The 20,564-nt window shown below is 57.7% G+C and carries 19 protein-coding genes; 2 read left to right on the plus strand and 17 right to left on the minus strand.

The features are described from left to right. The first annotated feature begins 4 nt into the window (after positions 1-4). Positions 5-1,345: an HlyD family type I secretion periplasmic adaptor subunit gene (locus AC07OG_RS02080; RefSeq protein WP_495066099.1), complete on the plus strand. Its 1,341-nt coding sequence runs from the start codon at positions 5-7 to the stop codon at positions 1,343-1,345. A 1-nt stretch (position 1,346) separates the two neighbouring features. Further along, positions 1,347-2,675 (plus strand): TolC family outer membrane protein, encoded by a 1,329-nt coding sequence (locus AC07OG_RS02085; RefSeq protein WP_495066100.1) that lies wholly within the window; start codon positions 1,347-1,349, stop codon positions 2,673-2,675. A gap of 179 nt (positions 2,676-2,854) precedes the next feature. Here the strand turns inward: AC07OG_RS02085 and glmS are convergent, their stop codons facing one another. The 17 genes from glmS to mnmE all read right to left on the minus strand — a co-directional run bounded on the left by glmS (position 2,855) and on the right by mnmE (position 20,562). Continuing rightward, entirely contained in the window at positions 2,855-4,687 is a 1,833-nt protein-coding gene (glmS, locus tag AC07OG_RS02090; protein ID WP_218423464.1) for a glutamine--fructose-6-phosphate transaminase (isomerizing), read from the minus strand. A gap of 1 nt (position 4,688) precedes the next feature. Continuing rightward, complete coding sequence (locus tag AC07OG_RS02095; protein WP_495066101.1) at positions 4,689-5,465, minus strand: DeoR/GlpR family DNA-binding transcription regulator; 777 nt, start codon at positions 5,463-5,465, stop codon at positions 4,689-4,691. A gap of 192 nt (positions 5,466-5,657) precedes the next feature. Beyond that, positions 5,658-7,025 carry a bifunctional UDP-N-acetylglucosamine diphosphorylase/glucosamine-1-phosphate N-acetyltransferase GlmU gene (gene glmU, locus AC07OG_RS02100; protein WP_060540273.1) on the minus strand — a complete coding sequence of 456 codons (1,368 nt, stop codon included), beginning with the start codon at positions 7,023-7,025 and terminating at the stop codon, positions 5,658-5,660. A gap of 112 nt (positions 7,026-7,137) precedes the next feature. After that, the gene (locus AC07OG_RS02105) at positions 7,138-7,563 is read right to left on the minus strand and encodes a F0F1 ATP synthase subunit epsilon (RefSeq protein ID WP_028620319.1); all 426 of its coding nucleotides are present in this window, start codon (positions 7,561-7,563) and stop codon (positions 7,138-7,140) included. A 45-nt stretch (positions 7,564-7,608) separates the two neighbouring features. Continuing rightward, a complete protein-coding gene (gene atpD, locus AC07OG_RS02110) occupies positions 7,609-8,988 on the minus strand; it encodes a F0F1 ATP synthase subunit beta (protein ID WP_038980433.1) in 1,380 nt (459 codons plus the stop codon). A 27-nt stretch (positions 8,989-9,015) separates the two neighbouring features. Beyond that, positions 9,016-9,876, minus strand: a complete 861-nt coding sequence (gene atpG / locus AC07OG_RS02115) for a F0F1 ATP synthase subunit gamma (RefSeq protein ID WP_008045673.1) — start codon at positions 9,874-9,876, stop codon at positions 9,016-9,018. Positions 9,877-9,926: 50 nt separating this feature from the next. Beyond that, positions 9,927-11,471 carry a F0F1 ATP synthase subunit alpha gene (atpA, locus tag AC07OG_RS02120; protein WP_030132553.1) on the minus strand — a complete coding sequence of 515 codons (1,545 nt, stop codon included), beginning with the start codon at positions 11,469-11,471 and terminating at the stop codon, positions 9,927-9,929. A gap of 21 nt (positions 11,472-11,492) precedes the next feature. Continuing rightward, a complete protein-coding gene (locus AC07OG_RS02125) occupies positions 11,493-12,029 on the minus strand; it encodes a F0F1 ATP synthase subunit delta (protein ID WP_060540275.1) in 537 nt (178 codons plus the stop codon). Positions 12,030-12,041: 12 nt separating this feature from the next. Then, on the minus strand, positions 12,042-12,512 hold the full coding sequence (locus AC07OG_RS02130) for a F0F1 ATP synthase subunit B (RefSeq protein WP_060540276.1): 471 nt from the start codon (positions 12,510-12,512) through the stop codon (positions 12,042-12,044). 58 nt (positions 12,513-12,570) lie between these two features. Then, on the minus strand, positions 12,571-12,828 hold the full coding sequence (gene atpE / locus AC07OG_RS02135; RefSeq protein WP_003097235.1) for a F0F1 ATP synthase subunit C: 258 nt from the start codon (positions 12,826-12,828) through the stop codon (positions 12,571-12,573). A 133-nt stretch (positions 12,829-12,961) separates the two neighbouring features. After that, positions 12,962-13,831 (minus strand): F0F1 ATP synthase subunit A, encoded by an 870-nt coding sequence (gene atpB, locus AC07OG_RS02140; RefSeq protein ID WP_495066102.1) that lies wholly within the window; start codon positions 13,829-13,831, stop codon positions 12,962-12,964. Positions 13,832-13,847: 16 nt separating this feature from the next. Then, positions 13,848-14,255, minus strand: a complete 408-nt coding sequence (locus AC07OG_RS02145; RefSeq protein WP_007985054.1) for a F0F1 ATP synthase subunit I — start codon at positions 14,253-14,255, stop codon at positions 13,848-13,850. Positions 14,256-14,403: 148 nt separating this feature from the next. Continuing rightward, positions 14,404-15,276, minus strand: coding sequence for a ParB/RepB/Spo0J family partition protein (locus AC07OG_RS02150; RefSeq protein ID WP_060540278.1), 873 nt, complete (start codon positions 15,274-15,276; stop codon positions 14,404-14,406). Positions 15,277-15,285: 9 nt separating this feature from the next. After that, entirely contained in the window at positions 15,286-16,083 is a 798-nt protein-coding gene (locus AC07OG_RS02155; RefSeq protein WP_060540279.1) for a ParA family protein, read from the minus strand. Between the two features lie 18 nt (positions 16,084-16,101). Continuing rightward, positions 16,102-16,746 carry a 16S rRNA (guanine(527)-N(7))-methyltransferase RsmG gene (rsmG, locus tag AC07OG_RS02160; RefSeq protein WP_060540280.1) on the minus strand — a complete coding sequence of 215 codons (645 nt, stop codon included), beginning with the start codon at positions 16,744-16,746 and terminating at the stop codon, positions 16,102-16,104. Next, on the minus strand, positions 16,743-18,641 hold the full coding sequence (mnmG, locus tag AC07OG_RS02165) for a tRNA uridine-5-carboxymethylaminomethyl(34) synthesis enzyme MnmG (RefSeq protein WP_218423461.1): 1,899 nt from the start codon (positions 18,639-18,641) through the stop codon (positions 16,743-16,745). Before mnmG ends, rsmG begins: the two co-directional genes overlap by 4 nt. Before the next feature lie 550 nt (positions 18,642-19,191). Beyond that, positions 19,192-20,562, minus strand: a complete 1,371-nt coding sequence (gene mnmE / locus AC07OG_RS02170) for a tRNA uridine-5-carboxymethylaminomethyl(34) synthesis GTPase MnmE (RefSeq protein ID WP_495066103.1) — start codon at positions 20,560-20,562, stop codon at positions 19,192-19,194. Between the last annotated feature and the right edge of the window lie 2 nt (positions 20,563-20,564).

Below are 20,564 nucleotides of genomic sequence, written 5' to 3' on the forward strand. Positions count from 1 at the left end.
GATCATGCAACTGAGCCAACACACCGAAATGATTCCAGCCGATCCCCGCAGCGTCGTCGATCTGGACGTCGGTAAACCTGCGCGGTGGGGCATATGGCTGGTGATCGCTGGCTTTGGCGGCTTCCTCCTGTGGTCCTGGCTCGCGCCGCTGGATGCCGGCGTGGTAGCGACAGGCACGGTCAAAGTCACCAGCAATCGCAAAGCCGTGCAGCATCTGAGCGGCGGCACCGTGGAAGCCATACTCGTTCGCGAAGGCGATATAGTGAAAAAAGGCCAGGAGGTGGTGCGCCTCGACTCGTTGCGTGCCGTTTCCGAACAGGGTGCGCTCAGCGCCCAGTACATCGTCAGCAAGACGGTGGAAAACCGCCTGGAAGCGGAACGTGACGGCCGCGCCGTAGTGAACTTCGATCCCGAGTTGCTCAAGCGCTACAAGGATGACTACCGCCTTGTGGCCGCCATGGACCTGCAGCAGCGTCTGCTGGACACCCGGCGCGCCGGGCTCGCTGGCGAAATCAGCATCCTGGAGGAAACCCTGGCAGCGTCGGCGATACAGCTCAAGGGCTTGCAGCAGGTCTATAGTGCCCGCTCCTCGCAGATCAGTTTCCTCAACCAGGAACTGCAAGGCACCCGCGTGCTGTCAGCCGAAGGCTACGTGCCGCGAAACCGTCTGCTTGAGCTGGAACGCAGTAACGCCGACCTCTCCGCCGGCCAGGCCGAGAACCTCAACAACATCGCCCGCGTGCGTAGCCAGACCACTGAAATCAAACTGCGCATCTTGCAGCGCCAGCACGATTACCTGAAGGAGGTCGAATCGCAACTGACCGAGACCGCCAAGGAAAACACCACCCTGGCGGATCGCTTGCGCGCACTGGATTATGAAGTGACCCACACCGTTATTCGGTCGCCAATCGATGGCATGGTCCAAGGCCTGAGCATTGCCACCGTCGGCGGGGTCATTCAGCCCGGCTTCAAGATCATGGAAATCGTTCCGGTCAACGAACCTTTGCAGGTCGACGCGATGATTCCCGTGCAGGCCATCGACAAAATGTTCCCCGGCCTGCCCGTGGACATTTCCTTCCCGGCCTTCAACCATGCCAAGACGCCAAACATCCCCGGCCGCGTGAAGACCATCTCCGCCGACCGTCTGATGGACGAGGAAAGCAAGCAACCGTTCTATCTGGCCCAGGTGGAAGTAACGCCCGAAGGGATGAGCCTGCTTGGCAGCAACCACATTCGCCCCGGCATGCCCGCCAGCGTCACCATCAAGACCGGCGAACGCAACATGATGAGCTATCTTCTTAAACCAATGCTCGAACGTGTGGACAGCTCATTCAAGGAACAATGAAATGGACCGTCATTGCCTGCTCTACTGCCTGCTAGGGCTGGCCCTGCCGGCCAGCGCCATGGACCTCAAACAAGCCTGGGATCTGTTGCAGTACCAAGGCCCGATCTACCAGGCCGCCGTGCATGAAAAAGAAGCCGGCCAGGAAAACCGCGCCATTGGCAAGGCCGGCCTGCTACCGCAGATCAATGCCTCGGCCTACGACAACAAGGTCAATGGCTCCCAACGCCAGAGCGGCATCGAGAGAGATCTCGACTACGACTCCAAGGGCGCCAACCTGCGCCTGCGCCAGCCACTGTTCAACAAGCAGAAGATGGCCGAGTACCGTCAGGGTCAGCAACGTGCCGACTACAGCAGCGCGGTATTCGATGCCAAGAGCCAGGATTCCGCAGTGCGCCTGGCCGAAAGCTATTTCGACGTGCTCCTGGCCAGCGAAACCATCGTCCTGGCCAAGTCCAAATTGAGTGCTTTCGATGAGCAACTCGCCTCGGCGAAACGGCGCATGGAGCTGGGGGCCGGCACCGTAACCGACATTGACGAGTCCGCCGCTCGCCGCGACCTCGCCGAAGCCGAGCTGATCGAAGCACAAGACAACCTGGTCAACGCCCGCCGCAAACTTGAGGAATATATCGGTGAAACCCCGGAATCGCTGACCACCTTGCGCCCGGACTTCGAGACACCACCGCTGATACCGAGCAACCTGCAAGACTGGTTGGTCAAAGCCCAGGTCGATAGCCCGCTGATCCATGCGCGCCGTTACAGCCGCGACCTCGCCGAAGAAGAAGTGAATCGTGCCAGGGCCGGCCACTGGCCAACACTGGATTTCATCGCCGGCTACACCGCCGGTGAGAGTCAATCACTCTCCGAATTGAATCAACGCAACCACTACGGCTCAATCGGGCTGGAGGTCAATGTCCCACTGTTCGCCGGGGGCGGCGTCAGCGCGTTGACACGTCAGGCCAGCGCCAATAGCGATAAGGCCCTGAACGAACTCGACGCCGCACGACAGGAAGTCATCACCGGAACCACCCGTGAGTATCAAGGCATACAGAGCGGAGCCAAACGTATTCGCGCATTGGAGAAGGCCGTAGCGTCCAACGAGCGCTCACTGCTTTCGACACGCAAGGGCTTCAAGGAAGGCGGCACCAGCACCAACTCGGACGTGCTCAATGCCGAAGAGCTGCTCTTCGTTGCGCGCCACGATCTGTTCGATGCCAAGTTGCGTTATTTGATGTCGCGCCTGCGCCTGGCGTCTTCGGTGGGCAGCCTGGGTGACGACGATATCGACCAGATCAACAACTACCTCGGCCCGGAACTGCTGGTCACCAATTGATGCTCAGCTGCAGGCCGTTCGAGCCAGATGATGGTTGAACGGGTCGCGGAGGGGATGGCTGTACAGGAATGATATGGGAAAAGCATGACGAGGCGATGTTGTCGCCCCGTCATGTTGCGTTGAGCTAACGGTCTTGAATAACTTTCAAGGACCATGCAGCTCAACCACCTGTGGATAACTTATTCCACAGTGACCGACTTCGCCAGGTTGCGCGGCTGGTCTACGTCGGTGCCCTTCAGCACAGCGACATAATACGAAAGCAGCTGCAACGGGATGGTGTAGAGGATCGGCGACAGGATGTCGTGGATGTGCGGCATGTGGATAACATGCGTGCCTTCGCCGTTGGTCATGCCAGCCTGTTCGTCAGCGAAGACGATCAGCTCACCACCGCGGGCGCGGACTTCCTGAAGGTTGGACTTCAGTTTCTCCAGCAACTCGTTGTTCGGCGCTACGGTAACCACCGGCATGTCGTTATCCACAAGCGCCAGCGGGCCGTGTTTCAGCTCACCCGCCGGGTACGCTTCGGCGTGGATGTAGGAGATTTCCTTGAGCTTGAGTGCCCCTTCCATCGCCACCGGGAACTGCGCGCCACGACCGAGGAACAGGGTGTGGTTTTTCTCGGCGAACAGCTCGGCGATTTTTTCCACAGTGCTGTCCATGGCCAGCGCTTCGCCCAGGCGAGTCGGCAAGCGACGCAGCTCTTCGACCAGAGTAGCCTCGACGTCTTTGCCCAAAGTGCCACGAACCTGGCCCAGGGACAGCGTCAGCAGCAGCAAGCCGACCAACTGGGTAGTAAAGGCCTTGGTCGAGGCCACGCCAATTTCACGACCAGCCTGGGTCAACAGGGTCAGGTCGGACTCGCGCACCAGCGAGCTGATGCCGACGTTGCAGATCGCCAGGCTGGCGAGGAAACCCAGTTCCTTGGCATTGCGCAGGGCGGCCAGGGTGTCGGCGGTTTCGCCCGACTGAGAGATGGTGACGAACAGCGTATCAGGCTGGACCACGACTTTGCGGTAGCGGAACTCACTGGCGACTTCGACCTGGCAAGGAATGCCGGCCAGCTCTTCGAGCCAGTAACGGGCGACCATGCCGGCGTGATAGCTGGTACCGCACGCCACGATCTGTACGTTGCGCACTTTCGCGAACAGCTCGGCAGCCTGCGGACCGAACGCCTGCACCAAAACCTGGTTCTGGCTCAAACGACCTTCCAGGGTGCGTTGCACCACGGCCGGTTGCTCGTGGATTTCCTTGAGCATGTAGTGGCGGAATTCGCCTTTGTCGGCGGCTTCGGCACCGTCGCTGTATTGCACCGTCTGGCGCTCGACCGCTTGGCCGTTCACATCCCAGATCTGCACGCTGTCACGACGGATTTCGGCGATGTCGCCTTCTTCCAGGTACATGAAGCGGTCGGTAACCTGACGCAGGGCCAACTGGTCGGATGCCAGGAAGTTTTCACCCAGGCCCAGGCCGATTACCAGTGGGCTGCCGCTACGGGCAGCGACGAGGCGGTCTGGTTGCTTGGCGCTGATAACGGACAGACCGTAAGCACCGTGCAGCTCCTTCACTGTTGCCTTGAGGGCAACGGTCAGGTCGTGCAGGTCCTTGAGTTTGTGGTTCAGCAGGTGAGCGATGACTTCGGTGTCGGTGTCAGAGGTGAACACATAGCCCAAAGCCTTGAGCTGCTCACGCAGGGCTTCGTGGTTTTCGATGATGCCGTTGTGCACCACCGCCAGATCACCGGAGAAATGCGGGTGCGCGTTGCGCTCGCACGGCGCGCCGTGGGTAGCCCAGCGGGTGTGGGCGATACCCAGGCGGCCAACCAGCGGCTCTTCGGCCAGTGCCTGTTCCAGTTCGCTGACCTTGCCCGGACGACGCAGGCGTTCGAGTTTTTCGTCATTGGTGTAGACCGCCACGCCCGCGCTGTCATACCCACGGTATTCCAGACGCTTCAAGCCTTCGACCAGGATGGCAGTGATATTACGTTCCGCAACTGCACCGACAATTCCGCACATGCTATTTCTCCTGACTGACTGCCGCGCAAATCAAAGTGATACCGCGGGCCTGAATCTGATCCCGTGCCTCCAGCGGCAGGCGATCATCGGTAATAAGGGTATGGACACTGCTCCAGGGCAGCTCCAGGTTAGGAATCTTGCGGCCGATTTTGTCGGCCTCCACCATTACAACGACTTCGCGGGCGACTTCGGCCATGACCCGGCTCAAGCCCAACAATTCATTGAAGGTGGTCGTACCGCGAACCAGATCGATGCCATCGGCTCCGATGAACAACTGATCGAAGTCGTAGGAACGCAGGACCTGCTCAGCTACCTGCCCCTGAAAGGACTCGGAATGCGGGTCCCATGTGCCGCCGGTCATCAATAGCACCGGTTCATGCTCGAGTTCGCTCAAGGCATTGGCGACATGCAGGGAGTTGGTCATCACCACCAGACCCGGCTGCTGGCCGAGTTGCGGAATCATCGCCGCTGTCGTGCTGCCACTGTCGATAATGATCCGGGCATGCTCGCGAATCCGTGTAACGGCGGCGCGGGCAATGGCTTGTTTGTACCTGGAAACCGGCTGACCGACTTCGGCCACCAGCTCTTGAGGCATGGTGACAGCGCCGCCGTAACGACGTAGCAGCAAACCGTGGCTTTCGAGTGCCGCCAGATCCTTGCGAATCGTAACTTCCGAGGTTTCGAAACGCTTGGCCAGCGCATCCACACTGACTTCGCCCTGCTCATTGAGCAAGGCGAGAATGTTGTGACGGCGTTGTGGCGTGTTGCGCTTCGACATGTTCGATTAAGTTTCGATTCGAAAGATAACGGAAGCAATCAAAACCTATCGGCGAAACTTCGTCAAGCGTGAGCCGATAAAAAGGCGCTGTGGATAACTGTAGGAGCCGGCTTGCTGGCGATTCTGGCGACACGGTGTATCTGATGCACCGAAATCGCCGGCAAGCCAGTTCCTACAGATTCTGTGGATAACTCAGACTTTCTTGATCTTAACCGGACGCTTCCAGCCATCGATGTTCTTCTGACGGCCACGCCCGATGGCCAACTGGGATTTATCCACAGTCGAAGTGATGGTCGAACCCGCCGCCGTGGTTGCACCGTCGAGGATATCCACAGGTGCCACCAACGAGTTATTGGAACCGATGAACACGTCTTCGCCCAGCACGGTTTTCCACTTGTTGGCACCGTCGTAATTGCAGGTGATGGTACCGGCGCCGATGTTGGTCCGCGCGCCGACCTCGGCGTCGCCCAAGTAAGTCAGGTGACCAGCCTTGGCGCCTTCACCCAGATGAGCATTCTTCAATTCAACGAAGTTACCCACATGGGCACGCGCTTCCAGCACGGAGCCTGGACGCAAGCGTGCAAAAGGACCGGCATCGCTACCTTCGCCCATAATCGCGCCTTCGATATGGCTGTTGGCCTTGATCTGTACGCCTTTGCGCAGGGTACTGTCCTTGATCACGCAGTTCGGACCAATCACCACATCGTCTTCGATGACGACTTTGCCTTCGAGGATCACGTTGATATCGATCAGCACATCGCGGCCTACGGTCACTTCGCCGCGAACGTCGAAACGTGCCGGGTCGCGCAGCGTCACACCCTGGGCCATCAAGCGGCGACCGGCACGCAGTTGGTAGTGCCGCTCCAGTTCGGAAAGCTGCTTGCGGTCGTTGGCGCCCTGCACTTCCATGGCGTCGTGAGGTTGCTCAGTGGCAACGACCAGACCATCACTGACCGCCATGGCGATCACGTCGGTGAGGTAGTACTCGCCTTGAGCATTGTTATTGGACAGTCGGCTCATCCAGTCGCCGAGACGAGCGAAAGGCAATGCCAGGATGCCGGTATTGCCTTCGGTGATCTGGCGTTGGGCTTCATCGGCGTCTTTCTGCTCGACGATGGCGGTTACCTTGCCGGCGCCATCACGAACGATGCGACCGTACCCGGTCGGGTCATCCAGTTCGACAGTCAGTAGACCCAATTGCTGCGGACCGACCTGCTTGAGCAGACGTTGCAGGGTTTCGACTTCAATCAACGGCACGTCGCCGTACAGGACCAGCACCGTATCGGACTTGATGAACGGCACTGCCTGGGCAACCGCGTGGCCAGTACCCAGTTGTTTGTCCTGCAGGACGAAATTCAGGTCATCTGCCGCCAGGCGTTCACGCACGGCATCGGCGCCATGGCCAATCACCACATGAATGCGTTGTGGATCAAGTTGACGGGCGCTGTGGATAACATGGCCAAGCATCGAGTTGCCGGCAATCGGATGCAGGACTTTCGGCAACGCCGAGCGCATACGCGTGCCTTGGCCAGCAGCGAGGATAACGATTTCAAGAGACATGACTGGCTACCAATCCTGGGTGGTCAGCGGCTGCGACCGGGTTTAAAAAACGGAAAAGAAAAAAGGGTAGCCGAGGCTACCCTTTTTAATCAATCACACAACAAGCGCTGCCTTAATGGCCGAACTTCTTGCGGATCTGCTGGACGGTGCGCAGCTGAGCTGTCGCCTCGGCCAGACGTGCGGCAGCAGAACCGTAATCGAATTCCGCGCCACGTTCATGCAAGGCCTTCTCGGCAGCCTTAACGGCTTCCTGAGCGGAGGCTTCATCCAGGTCGGCAGCACGTTGCACGGTGTCGGCAAGAACCTTGACCATGTTCGGCTGAACCTCGAGGAAACCACCGGAGATGTAATACACCTCCTCTTCCCCGCCCTGCTTGACCAGGCGGATCGGCCCTGGCTTCAGATTAGTGATCAGCGGCGCGTGACCCAGAGCGATACCAAGATCACCCAGTGCACCGTGCGCAATCACCATCTCGACCAGACCGGAAAAGATTTCTCCTTCCGCGCTGACGATATCGCAATGGACTGTCATAGCCATCTGATTGCCTCAACCTAAATTAGCGCCCGTTGCCGGGCGCCGGGATTACAGTTTCTTGGCTTTCTCGATCGCTTCTTCGATGCCGCCAACCATGTAGAACGCTTGTTCTGGCAGGTGGTCGTAGTCACCGTTGAGGATGCCTTTGAAGCCAGCAATGGTGTCTTTCAGGGAAACGTATTTACCCGATGCACCGGTGAAGACTTCAGCCACGAAGAACGGCTGCGACAAGAAGCGCTGGATCTTACGAGCACGGTTTACCAACTGCTTGTCGGCTTCCGACAGCTCGTCCATACCCAGGATCGCAATGATGTCCTTCAGTTCTTTGTAACGCTGCAGAACGTACTGAACGCCGCGAGCGGTGTCGTAGTGGTCCTGGCCGATTACGTTCGGGTCCAGCTGGCGCGAAGTCGAGTCAAGTGGATCGACCGCTGGGTAGATACCCAGGGAAGCGATGTCACGGGACAGAACGACGGTGGCGTCCAAGTGGGCGAAGGTGGTCGCTGGCGACGGGTCGGTCAAGTCATCCGCAGGTACGTATACCGCTTGGATCGAAGTGATCGAACCTTCCTTGGTCGAAGTGATACGTTCTTGCAGAACGCCCATCTCTTCAGCCAGGGTCGGCTGGTAACCTACTGCCGAAGGCATACGGCCCAGCAGTGCGGATACTTCAGTACCGGCCAGGGTGTAACGATAGATGTTGTCGACGAACAGCAGAACGTCGTTACCTTCGTCACGGAACTTCTCGGCCATGGTCAGGCCGGTCAGTGCTACGCGCAGACGGTTACCCGGCGGCTCGTTCATCTGACCGTAAACCAGTGCCACTTTGTCCAGAACGTTGGAATCCTTCATCTCGTGGTAGAAGTCGTTACCCTCACGAGTACGCTCACCCACACCGGCGAACACGGAATAACCGCTGTGCTCGATGGCGATGTTACGGATCAGTTCCATCATGTTTACGGTTTTGCCTACACCGGCACCACCGAACAGACCGACTTTACCGCCTTTGGCGAACGGGCAAACCAGGTCGATAACCTTGATGCCGGTTTCCAGCAGGTCGTTGCCGCCTGCCTGTTCAGCGAACGAAGGTGCTGGACGGTGAATGCCCCAACGCTCTTCGGTGTCGATTGGACCGGCTTCGTCGATCGGGTTGCCCAGAACGTCCATGATCCGGCCCAGAGTCGCTTTACCGACCGGTACGGAGATGGCTGCGCCAGAGTCGATAACGTCCAGACCGCGCTTCAAGCCTTCGGTGGAACCCATCGCAATGGTACGAACCACGCCGTCGCCCAGCTGCTGCTGAACTTCCAGGGTGGTCCCGGCCGCGCTCTGTACAGTCAGCGCGTTGTAGATGCTCGGTACGCTGTCGCGTGGAAATTCCACGTCGATAACGGCGCCGATGATTTGAACGATACGTCCGCTACTCATAGCTGGATCCTCTGAATATTTGAACCGTTAAACCGCGGCAGCGCCGCCGACGATTTCCGAGATCTCTTGGGTGATCGCAGCCTGACGCGCCTTGTTGTAGACCAGCTGCAAATCGCTGATCAAATCACCGGCGTTGTCGGTAGCGTTCTTCATCGCGATCATCCGCGCAGCTTGTTCAGCCGCGTTGTTCTCGACCACCGCCTGGTAGACCTGCGACTCAACGTAGCGGACCATCAAGCCGTCAAGCAGCTCTTTGGCATCCGGTTCGTAGAGATAGTCCCAGTGGTGCTTGAGGTCTTGATCCGGGGTTGCCACCAGTGGAATCAATTGCTCCACGGTAGGCTGTTGCGTCATGGTGTTGATGAACTTGTTGGACACCACGGACAGGCGGTCAATACGGCCGTCCAGATAGGCATCCAGCATCACCTTGACGCTGCCGATCAGATCATTGATCGACGGCTCTTCACCCAGGTGGCTGATAGCTGCAACGACGTTACCGCCGAAGTTGCGGAAAAAGGCCGCACCCTTGCTACCAACGACACACAGATCAATCTCGACGCCGTTTTCGCGGTTTACCGCCATGTCCTTGACCAGGGCCTTGAACAGGTTGGTGTTCAAGCCACCGCACAGACCACGGTCACTGCTCACTACGACATAACCAACACGCTTGATTTCGCGGTCGATCATGAACGGGTGGCGGTATTCCGGGTTGGCGTTGGCCAGATGCCCAATAACCTGGCGGATGCGCTCCGCATAAGGACGGCTAGCAGCCATGCGCATTTGTGCCTTGCGCATTTTGCTGACCGCCACTTTTTCCATGGCGCTGGTAATCTTTTGCGTGCTTTTGATGCTCGCAATCTTACTGCGAATCTCTTTTGCGCCTGCCATGTAACACCTATCAGGTTAGCAAGCGGGAGCCTTGCGGCTCCCGCTGCGGCTTACCAGGTTTGGGTGGCCTTGAACTTCTCGATACCGGCTTTCATGCCAGCGTCGATTTCGTCATTGAAGTCACCTTTCACGTTGATCTTCGCCATCAAATCGGCGTGATCGCGGTTGAAGAAAGCAATCAGCGCTTGCTCGAAGCTGCCGATCTTGGCGATTTCAACGTCAGTCAGGAACCCACGCTCAGCGGCATACAGCGACAGCGCCATGTCAGCGATCGACATTGGTGCGTATTGCTTCTGCTTCATCAGCTCGGTAACGCGCTGACCATGCTCAAGTTGCTTACGGGTCGCTTCGTCCAGGTCAGAAGCGAACTGGGCGAATGCCGCCAGTTCACGGTACTGAGCCAGAGCGGTACGGATACCACCGGAGAGCTTCTTGATGATCTTGGTCTGAGCGGCACCACCCACACGGGATACCGAAACACCGGCGTTCACTGCAGGACGGATGCCCGAGTTGAACATGGCCGATTCCAGGAAGATCTGACCGTCGGTGATGGAAATCACGTTGGTCGGAACGAACGCGGAAACGTCGCCAGCCTGGGTTTCGATGATCGGCAATGCGGTCAGGGAGCCGGTTTTGCCGGTCACTGCGCCGTTGGTGAACTTCTCTACGTACTCTTCCGAAACGCGGGATGCGCGTTCCAGCAGACGGGAGTGGAGATAGAACACGTCGCCTGGGTAAGCTTCACGGCCTGGTGGACGGCGCAGCAGCAGGGAAATCTGGCGGTAAGCCACTGCTTGCTTGGACAGATCGTCATAAACGATCAGCGCGTCTTCACCGCGGTCGCGGAAGAATTCGCCCATGGTGCAACCGGAGTACGGTGCCAGGAATTGCAGCGCAGGAGATTCCGAAGCACTGGCAGCCACGATGATCGTGTTGGCCAGGGCGCCGTTTTCTTCCAGCTTGCGAACCACGTTGGCGATGGTCGATTGTTTCTGACCGATCGCTACGTATACGCAGAAAATGCCGCTGTTCTTCTGGTTGATGATCGCGTCGATCGCCAGAGCGGTTTTACCGATCTGACGGTCACCGATGATCAGCTCACGCTGGCCACGGCCGACAGGGATCATGGCATCGACAGCCTTGTAGCCAGTCTGTACAGGCTGGTCTACCGACTTACGCCAGATCACGCCTGGAGCAACTTTCTCGACCGCGTCGGTCTCGGTGTTGCCCAGTGGACCTTTGCCATCAACTGGGTTACCCAGTGCGTCGACAACGCGACCCAGCAGTTCCTTACCAACCGGAACTTCCAGGATGCGGCCAGTGCACTTGGCGCTCATGCCTTCAGCCAGAGACTGGTATGCGCCCAATACAACGGCACCTACGGAGTCTTGCTCCAGGTTGAGGGCCATACCGAAGACGCCGCCCGGAAACTCGATCATCTCGCCGTACATTACGTCGGCCAGACCGTGAATCCGCACGATACCGTCAGATACGCTGACGACAGTGCCTTCGTTACGGGCTTGGGAGGTCACATCGAGCTTGTCGATGCGGCCCTTGATAATTTCACTTATTTCGGAAGGATTGAGTTGCTGCATTGCTCTGCTGCCCCTTCAAACTCAAGATTTCAATGCTTCGGCAAGTTTCGCGATTTTGCCGCGAATCGAGCCATCGATAACCAGGTCGCCGGCGCGGATGACAACGCCCCCAATAAGGGATTTGTCTTCCTCGACTTGCAGGCGCACTTCCCGGTTGAGTCGTGCACTGAGAACCTTGGCGAGTTTGTCTTGCTGTTCTTGGTTCAATGCAAAAGCACTGGTCACTTCTACGTCTACCGATTTCTCTTGTTCGGCCTTGTACAGGTCAAACAGAGCGGCGATCTCCGGCAACAGCAGGAGACGTTCGTTTTCGGCAACGACGTTGATGAAGTTCTGTGCCTTGGCATCAAACTTGTCGCCGCACACGTCAATGAACGTGGCGGCCTTTTCTGCGCTCGTCAGTCGCGGGGCCTTGAGCACGCGCTGCATGGTGTCGTCTTGCGACACCGCTGCTGCCAGGCCGAGCATGGCTGACCAATTGGCCAGTTGCTGGTGGGCCTGAGCGTGCTCGAAGGCCGCCTTAGCGTAAGGTCGGGCCAACGTGGTCAGTTCTGCCATGATCGCCCTCGCTTAGATTTCAGCAGCCAGTTGGTTAACCAGCTCTGCGTGCGCGTTTTGATCGATTGTGGCACCCAGGATCTTCGCAGCACCGCCAACGGCCAGGCTACCCACTTGGGCGCGCAGCGCGTCTTTGACGCTGTTCAGTTCCTGTTCGATCTCGGCCTGAGCCTGAACCTTCACACGGTCAGCGTCGATACGGGCTTTTTCAACAGCCTCTTCAACAATCTGATTACCGCGTTTCTTGGCTTGCTCGATGATTTCAGCTGCCTGAGCTTTCGCTTCGCGCAGTTGCTGACCCGCTTTCTCTTGGGCCAACTCCAGGTCGCGAGCTGCTCGGCTGGCAGCGTCCAGACCATCAGCGATCTTCTTTTGACGTTCGTGCAGAGCCGCGATGACCGGAGGCCATACGAACTTCATGCAGAACAGTACAAAAATCAGGAACGCAACGGACTGGCCAATCAGGGTCGCATTAATGTTCACGCCAACACCTCGCAGTTACGTTGTCCATCACACCAAATTACCCGGAAGATCCGAGTAATCAGCCAGCGATCTGACCAACGAACGGGTTCGCAAAGGTGAAGAACAGAGCGATACCAACACCGATCATGGTTACGGCGTCGAGCAGACCGGCAACGATGAACATTTTAACTTGCAGCATTGGAACCATTTCTGGCTGACGCGCTGCGCCTTCCAGGAACTTGCCGCCCAGCAGGCCGAAACCAATTGCGGTACCCAGTGCGCCCAGGCCGATCAACAGTGCAACAGCGATAGCGGTTAGACCAACTACAGTTTCCATCTTTCCTCCCGACTTTTACGTCGTATGGTTTAGGTTTTTTAGATTAAAGCGGTAAAACAAATCGTTTCAGATGCCCCGTGAGGAGCCCCCTCCCTTTTGACGGGGAGGGACATCAGACTAGTCGAAACTGGTCTTAATGGTTTTCTTCGTGTGCCATCGACAGGTAGACGATGGTCAGCATCATGAAGATGAACGCCTGCAGGGTGATGATCAGGATGTGGAACACAGCCCACGCCCACTGCAGAACTACGCCCAGGCCACTAAGCCAGAGCAGACCGCTGCCGAACATCACAGCAATCAGAATGAAGACCAGCTCGCCGGCGTACATGTTGCCGAACAGACGCAGAGCCAGGGAGATCGGCTTGGCGATCAGTGTCACGAATTCCAGCAGGAAGTTCACCGGGATCAGCAGGGCTTGAACGAAAATGTTCTTGCTGCCGAACGGGTGCAGGGTCAGTTCGCCGATGAAGCCGCCGATGCCCTTGACCTTGATGCTGTAGAAAATGATCAGTGCGAAAACCGAGATCGCCATGCCCAGGGTCGCGTTCGGGTCGGTAGTCGACACGGCGCGGAACGGGATGTGGTGGTCGCCGGAAATCAGGATGGCCAGTTGAGGAATCCAGTCGACCGGTACCAGGTCGACGGCGTTCATCAGGAACACCCAGACGAAGATGGTCAGTGCCAGCGGTGCAATCACCGGGCTACGGCCATGGAAGCTGTCTTTCACGCTGCCATCGACGAATTCGACCAATACTTCAACGAAGTTCTGCAAAGCACCCGGCTGACCCGAAGTCGCTTTCTTTGCCGCCATGCGGAAAAGAAGTACGAAGATCAGACCCAGAGCGACCGACCAGCCGAGGGTATCGACGTGGAAAGCCCAGAAGCCCATTTCTTTGGCTTCTGCTGCGGTGTGAGCAAAGCCCCAGCCGCCGTTGGGTAGCTGACCGAAGGTCAGGTTCTGCAAGTGGTGCTGGATATAGCCCGAAGCGGTTGTCTCTGCCATGGTTGCCTCAAACGCCCTAAGGTCTCGAAAGTCTTGTTCTCATCAGCAGGGGAGCGAACCAGCTGACCAGTTGGGTCAGCACGAAGACGCCGAATACAGCTAGCGGCGCCAGTGGCTTCACACCTGCAAACGTCAATGCAAAAAGCACCGCCGTCAAAATCAGTTTGCCCGCCTCGCCGGCATAAAAAGACCGGACGATGGCTTGAGCTGCCCGGGCACCGGAAAACCGGAACGCCCTGTGGGCAAAATAAACATTGGGTAGCAAGGCGATCAGGCCTCCGCAGAGTCCCGAGTACCCGGCAACAACTCCATACCGTTGCCAGAGCGCCAAAGCGGCAATGAGCAGAACGACAAATTGAGCCATCAACACCGGGAAAACTGCCAGGCGATGGAACGGCAAGCGGTTTGGCGTGCGGGTCTCCATCACTTTTTCTCTCCCATGGCCGGCTGCCGAAATTCAATAACTTGGCATAATTTGTGCCGACAAAATGCGCGCAGAGTATAGGGGCGGTTCAGCCCCTATTCAACTGTCAGGTAGTGATTTCCGACTGCACGCTACATGGGGAATTGTTTCAGCGGATGTGTGCGAGCACACCCTGAAGCTCATCCAGGGAGTTGTAGCCAATCACCAGCTGTCCCTTTCCCTTCTTTCCGTGGCGGATCTGCACCGCAGAGCCTAGGCGCTCGGCCAGGCGCTGTTCCAGGCGGGCGATATCCGGGTCCGCTTTTGCAGGTTCCACAGGCTCCGGTTTACCACTCAACCACTGGCGAACCAGTGCTTCAGTCTGGCGTACGGTCAGCCCACGTGCGACAACGTGTCGCGCCCCTTCCACCTGCTGATTTTCCGGCAAACCGAGCAAAGCACGGGCATGACCCATTTCCAGGTCACCGTGGGACAACATGGTCTTGATGACTTCCGGTAACGAAATCAGGCGCAACAAATTCGCCACGGTCACCCGCGACTTGCCCACAGCTTCGGCGACTTGCTGCTGGGTCAGCTGGAATTCCTGCTGCAAACGCTGCAAGGCTACCGCTTCTTCGATCGGATTGAGGTCTTCGCGCTGGATGTTCTCGATCAGCGCAATGGCGATGGCGGTTTCATCCGGCACATCGCGAACCATTGCGGGGATCGTTTCCTGACCCGCCTGCTGACTGGCGCGCCAGCGGCGCTCACCGGCAATGATTTCGAAGCGACCGCCACCGATCGGGCGAACCACGATCGGCTGCATCACGCCCTGGGCCTTGATCGACTGAGCGAGCTCTTCGAGCGCCTGAGCGTCCATGTCGCGGCGTGGCTGGTACTTGCCGCGCTGCAGCAGATCCAGCGGCAGGTGTTGCAACTCGCGCTGATCGGCTTGTATCGCTTGTTCTTCCAGCGCGCTGACAGTCGGACCACTCAGCAGTGCATCCAGTCCACGTCCGAGACCTCGTTTCTTGACGGCCATGGGGATTCCTTAAGTTGCCTGAGCTGCGGCGATGCGTGAGTTTTTGCGTTGACGACGAACCATCTCGCCCGCCAAGGCCAGGTAGGCAACGGCGCCGCGGGACGCTTTGTCGTATGCCAGCGCCGGCATGCCGTAGCTTGGCGCTTCGGCCAGACGGATGTTGCGCGGAATGACGGTGTCGTAGAGCTGATCGCCGAAGTGTTCCTTGAGCTGCGCGGAAACATCGTTCATCAGGCTCAGGCGCGGGTCGTACATCGTGCGCAGCAGGCCTTCGACCTTGAGGTTTGGATTGAGCAGCTCGGCGATACGCTTGATGTTATCCACAAGGTCGCTCAAGCCTTCGAGCGCAAAGTATTCGCACTGCATGGGGATAATCACCCCGTCGGCGGCGACCAGTGCGTTCAGCGTGAGCATCGACAGCGACGGCGGGCAGTCGATCAGAATGTAATCGTAGTTTTCCCGGATCGGCGCCAACGCACTGCGCAGGCGGCTTTCCTTCATCTGCATTTCCAGCAGAACCACTTCGGCCGCGGTCAGGTCGCGGTTGGCTGGCAACAACTGGTAACCGCCGTGTTCGGAGAAGTGCATGGCCTGGGCCAGATCACATTCGCCGATCAACAGGTCGTAGACCGAGTTTTCCAGGCCATGTTTATCCACACCGCTACCCATGGTGGCGTTGCCTTGTGGATCGAGGTCGATCAACAACACCCGGCGCTTGGTAGCGACCAGGGATGCTGCGAGGTTGATGCAGGTGGTGGTCTTGCCCACACCACCTTTCTGGTTCGCTATCGCGAATACCTTAGCCATTCTTGCTTGTGTTCCCAATCATGCCCTGCGGCGCAGTATCAGCAGATGGCGTTGGCCTTGGCAACCGGGTACGGCCAGGGCGTGTTCGCTATCGAGGTGGAAGTCTGCCGGCAATGCTACCAGCTCATCGGCGGGATGAACGCCCTTCATTGCCAGCCAACGTGTTTCGGTATCGCCAAGGTGGCGAGTCCAGTTGCTGAAGTTCTCCATGCTGCTGAATGCCCGGGAAATGATCCCGTTGAAGGCTTGAGCAGGCTGGAAGGCTTCGACGCGACTGTGGATAACTTGCAGGTTATCCAGTTTGAGTTCGAGTTTGACCTGGGTCAGGAAGCGGGTTTTCTTGCCGTTGCTGTCCAGGCAAGTCACCTGGGAGTCCGGAAACAGAATGGCCAGAGGTATTCCCGGCATGCCGCCACCGCTGCCGACATCAAGCCAGCGACCGTTTTCGATGAACGACATGACGCTCAGGCTATCGAGCAAATGGCGGGAAACCATTTCGTCCGGATCGCGCACCGCGGTGAGGTTGTAAGCCTTGTTCCATTTGATCAACAGGGCCAGATAACCCAGCAGCTGTGCGTGCTGGGTTTCAGTCAGGGATACGCCCAGCTGGCGAGCGCCTGTGGATAACTCTTCTGCGTGTTGCGAAGTGACCAACGAACTCAAGCGCTTTGCTCCAACTGACGGCCCGCGCCGCGTTTTTTCAGATGAATCATCAACAGCGAAATGGCTGCCGGGGTGACGCCCGGGATACGCGATGCCTGGCCCAAGGTCTCAGGACGTGTCGCGCCGAGCTTGCTCTGGATCTCTTTGGAAAGACCGGAAATGTTCGTGTAATCGATATCCACAGGCAGTTTTGTATCTTCGCTGGCCCGCAGACGAGCGATTTCATCCTGTTGGCGATCGATGTAGCCGGCGTACTTGGTCTTGATTTCGACCTGCTCGGCAACCTGTGGATCTTCTGCGCCGCCGCCCGTCACGGAGATCAGACCAGCGTAGTCGATTTCCGGACGGCTCAAGAGATTCAACAAGTTGTATTCGTGGGTCAGCGGCGTGCCGAATTTTTCGGCAATCGCATCCCCCTGTTCAGTGCCGGGGCGAACCCAGGTGCTTTTCAGTCGCTGCTCTTCCAGTTCGATGCTTTCGCGTTTTTTGCAGAAAGCCGCCCAGCGCGCGTCATCCACCAGACCTAATTCGCGACCTTTTTCGGTCAAGCGCAGGTCGGCGTTGTCTTCGCGCAGGATCAGGCGATATTCGGCACGGGACGTGAACATCCGATACGGCTCTTGGGTACCGAGGGTAATCAGGTCGTCGACCAACACGCCGATGTAGGCTTCGTCGCGACGCGGGCACCAGGCTTCTTTGCCCTGTGCGCGCAGTGCTGCGTTGGTTCCGGCCAGCAAACCCTGGGCGCCGGCTTCTTCGTAACCGGTGGTGCCGTTGATTTGCCCGGCGAAGAACAAGCCGCCAATGACTTTGGTTTCCAGGCTGTACTTCAGGTCGCGCGGGTCGAAGTAGTCGTACTCGATGGCATAACCCGGACGCACGATGTGCGCGTTTTCCATGCCGCGGATCGATTGCACGATCTGCAATTGCACATCGAACGGCAAGCTTGTGGATATCCCGTTCGGATACAGCTCATGGGTGGTCAAACCTTCCGGTTCGATGAACACCTGATGGCTTTCCTTGTCGGCAAAGCGATGGATCTTGTCCTCGATCGACGGGCAATAACGCGGACCGATACCTTCGATCTCACCGGCAGCGGAATACATCGGCGAACGGTCGAGGTTCGCAGCAATGATTTCGTGGGTGCGGGCATTCGTGTGGGTAATCCAGCAACTGACTTGCTGTGGATGCTGTTCCTTGTTGCCCATGAACGACATCACCGGGATCGGCGTATCACCCGGTTGTTCGGTCATAACAGAGAAATCCACAGACCGGCCGTCAATACGCGGCGGCGTACCTGTTTTCAAACGACCCACACGCAATGGCAGCTCACGCAGGCGGTGAGCCAATGCGATCGATGGTGGATCACCGGCGCGACCGCCGGAAAAATTCTGCAAGCCGATGTGGATAAGTCCACCGAGGAACGTACCGGTGGTCAACACCACGGAATCGGCGAAGAAACGCAGACCCATTTGGGTAACGACACCACGCACTTGCTCCTGCTCGACAATCAGATCGTCAGCAGCCTGTTGAAATATCCACAGGTTCGGCTGGTTTTCCAGAGTTTCGCGCACAGCTGCCTTGTACAGCACCCGGTCTGCCTGGGCGCGGGTAGCGCGCACGGCCGGGCCTTTGCGGCTGTTCAATACGCGAAACTGGATACCACCCTTATCGGTAGCCATGGCCATCGCGCCGCCGAGGGCATCGATTTCCTTGACCAGATGGCTTTTGCCGATACCACCAATGGCCGGATTGCAACTCATGGCACCGAGGGTTTCCACGTTATGCGTCAGCAACAGGGTTTTCACCCCCATACGTGCTGAGGCCAGTGCTGCCTCGGTACCGGCATGACCGCCGCCGATGACGATCACTTCAAAACGGGAAGGGAAATCCACCACGCACCTCGTGCCTGCTTAAGTAGGTAATTCAGGAATAGTTTGAGCTCAGGTTTTTGAACCTGGTCGACAAGTATAGGGACTTCGCCGTTCCTAAAGAACCCTTTGCACAAAATTTAACCAGCTGTGGAAAAGTCGGAGTTATAGAAATTAAAAAGAAAGAAATTTATTAAATCTTTGTTTTTATGTTTATTTCTATGCACCTACATTTCTGTGGATAGAATCCTGTAGGCCTTTATTTACGTTGTGTACAGAGATTCAAAACCCTGTGATCATGTGCCAATGAGGCCCTTGGATAACCGGTGTAAGCCTGTGGATGAAAGGGGTGGTTATCCACAGAGGCAGTTATGTTCAGTTTTCAGGCCCTGTTATCAACTGGCCTTAGCCGCGGTTATTCACAGGGCTTAATCCACAGAAAAGCGACTGCAGGAACAAAATCCACACGTGAAAACGCCGCTCAAGCGGAAAAAATCCGCTCAGCACTGGCGTCAGGTTCAGAAAAAAGAAGATGCAGACAGGCACGAACGGCCTGTCTGAGGGAGCGAGGCTGTTACTTGCCGATGCAGAAGCTGGAAAAAATTCTTCCCAACAGATCATCCGAGCTGAATGCCCCGGTGATTTCTCCGAGGGAGTGCTGCGCCTGGCGCAAATCTTCGGCCAACAACTCCCCGGCACCGGCCAGGGTCAATTGTGCCCGGCCATGCTCAAGGGCTGCGCTGGCATGACGAAGCGCCTCAAGGTGGCGACGACGGGCACTGAAGCTGCTTTCCGACGTCTGTTCATAACCCATGCAGGCCTTGAGATGATCACGCAGCAATTCCAGGCCGACACCCCCGGACTTTGCACTCAGACTAATGGTTACGTGGCCATCCTCGCTGACTTCCAGGGCAATGGCTTCACCCGTCAGGTCAGCTTTGTTGCGGATCAACGTTACTTTCGCGGGATCCGGGCGGGTTTCGAGGAATTCCGGCCACAGGGCGAATGGATCGAGGGCTTCGGGGGCAGTGGCATCAACGACCAACAACACACGATCAGCCTCGCCAATGGCTTTCAAGGCGCGCTCGACACCGATCTTTTCCACATGATCATCGGTGTCTCGCAGTCCCGCAGTATCGACTACGTGCAGCGGCATACCATCAATGTGGATATGTTCGCGAAGAACGTCCCGGGTCGTGCCGGCAATTTCCGTCACGATTGCCGCTTCGCGCCCTGCCAGTGCATTGAGCAGACTGGATTTGCCGGCATTCGGACGGCCGGCGATAACCACGGTCATGCCATCACGCAACAAGGCGCCCTGCCCGGCTTCGCGCAAAACGGTGGATAACTCGTCGCGTACTTTGTCGAGCATGCTCAACACATGCCCATCGGCCAGAAAGTCGATTTCCTCTTCGGGGAAATCGATGGCTGCCTCGACATAAATACGCAGGCCGATCAATTGCTCGGTCAGGTTATGCACACGTATCGAGAATGCCCCCTGCAGGGACCGCAGGGCATTTCGAGCGGCCTGTGCAGAACTGGCTTCGATCAAGTCGGCAATGGCTTCGGCCTGGGCCAGGTCGAGCTTATCGTTGAGGAATGCGCGCTCGCTGAATTCTCCTGGACGGGCGAGACGGCAACCCAGTTCCAGGCAACGCTTGAGCAGCATATCCAGAATAATCGGACCTCCGTGGCCTTGCAGTTCCAGTACGTCTTCGCCGGTGAACGAGTTCGGTCCGGGGAAATACAGCGCGATACCCTGATCCAGTACCTCGTCGTTGTTACCGAGAAATTCACCGTAGTGGGCGAATCGCGGCTTGAGTTCTCGACCACTGAAAGCCTTGGCCGCAACGCTGGCCAACGGCCCGGAAATACGCACGATGCCTACCCCGCCGCGCCCTTGGGCTGTGGCAACGGCGGCGATGGTTTCACGCGGAGCGCTCATAA

It is taken from the genome of Pseudomonas sp. GW821-FHT09H03 (genome assembly GCF_059415945.1).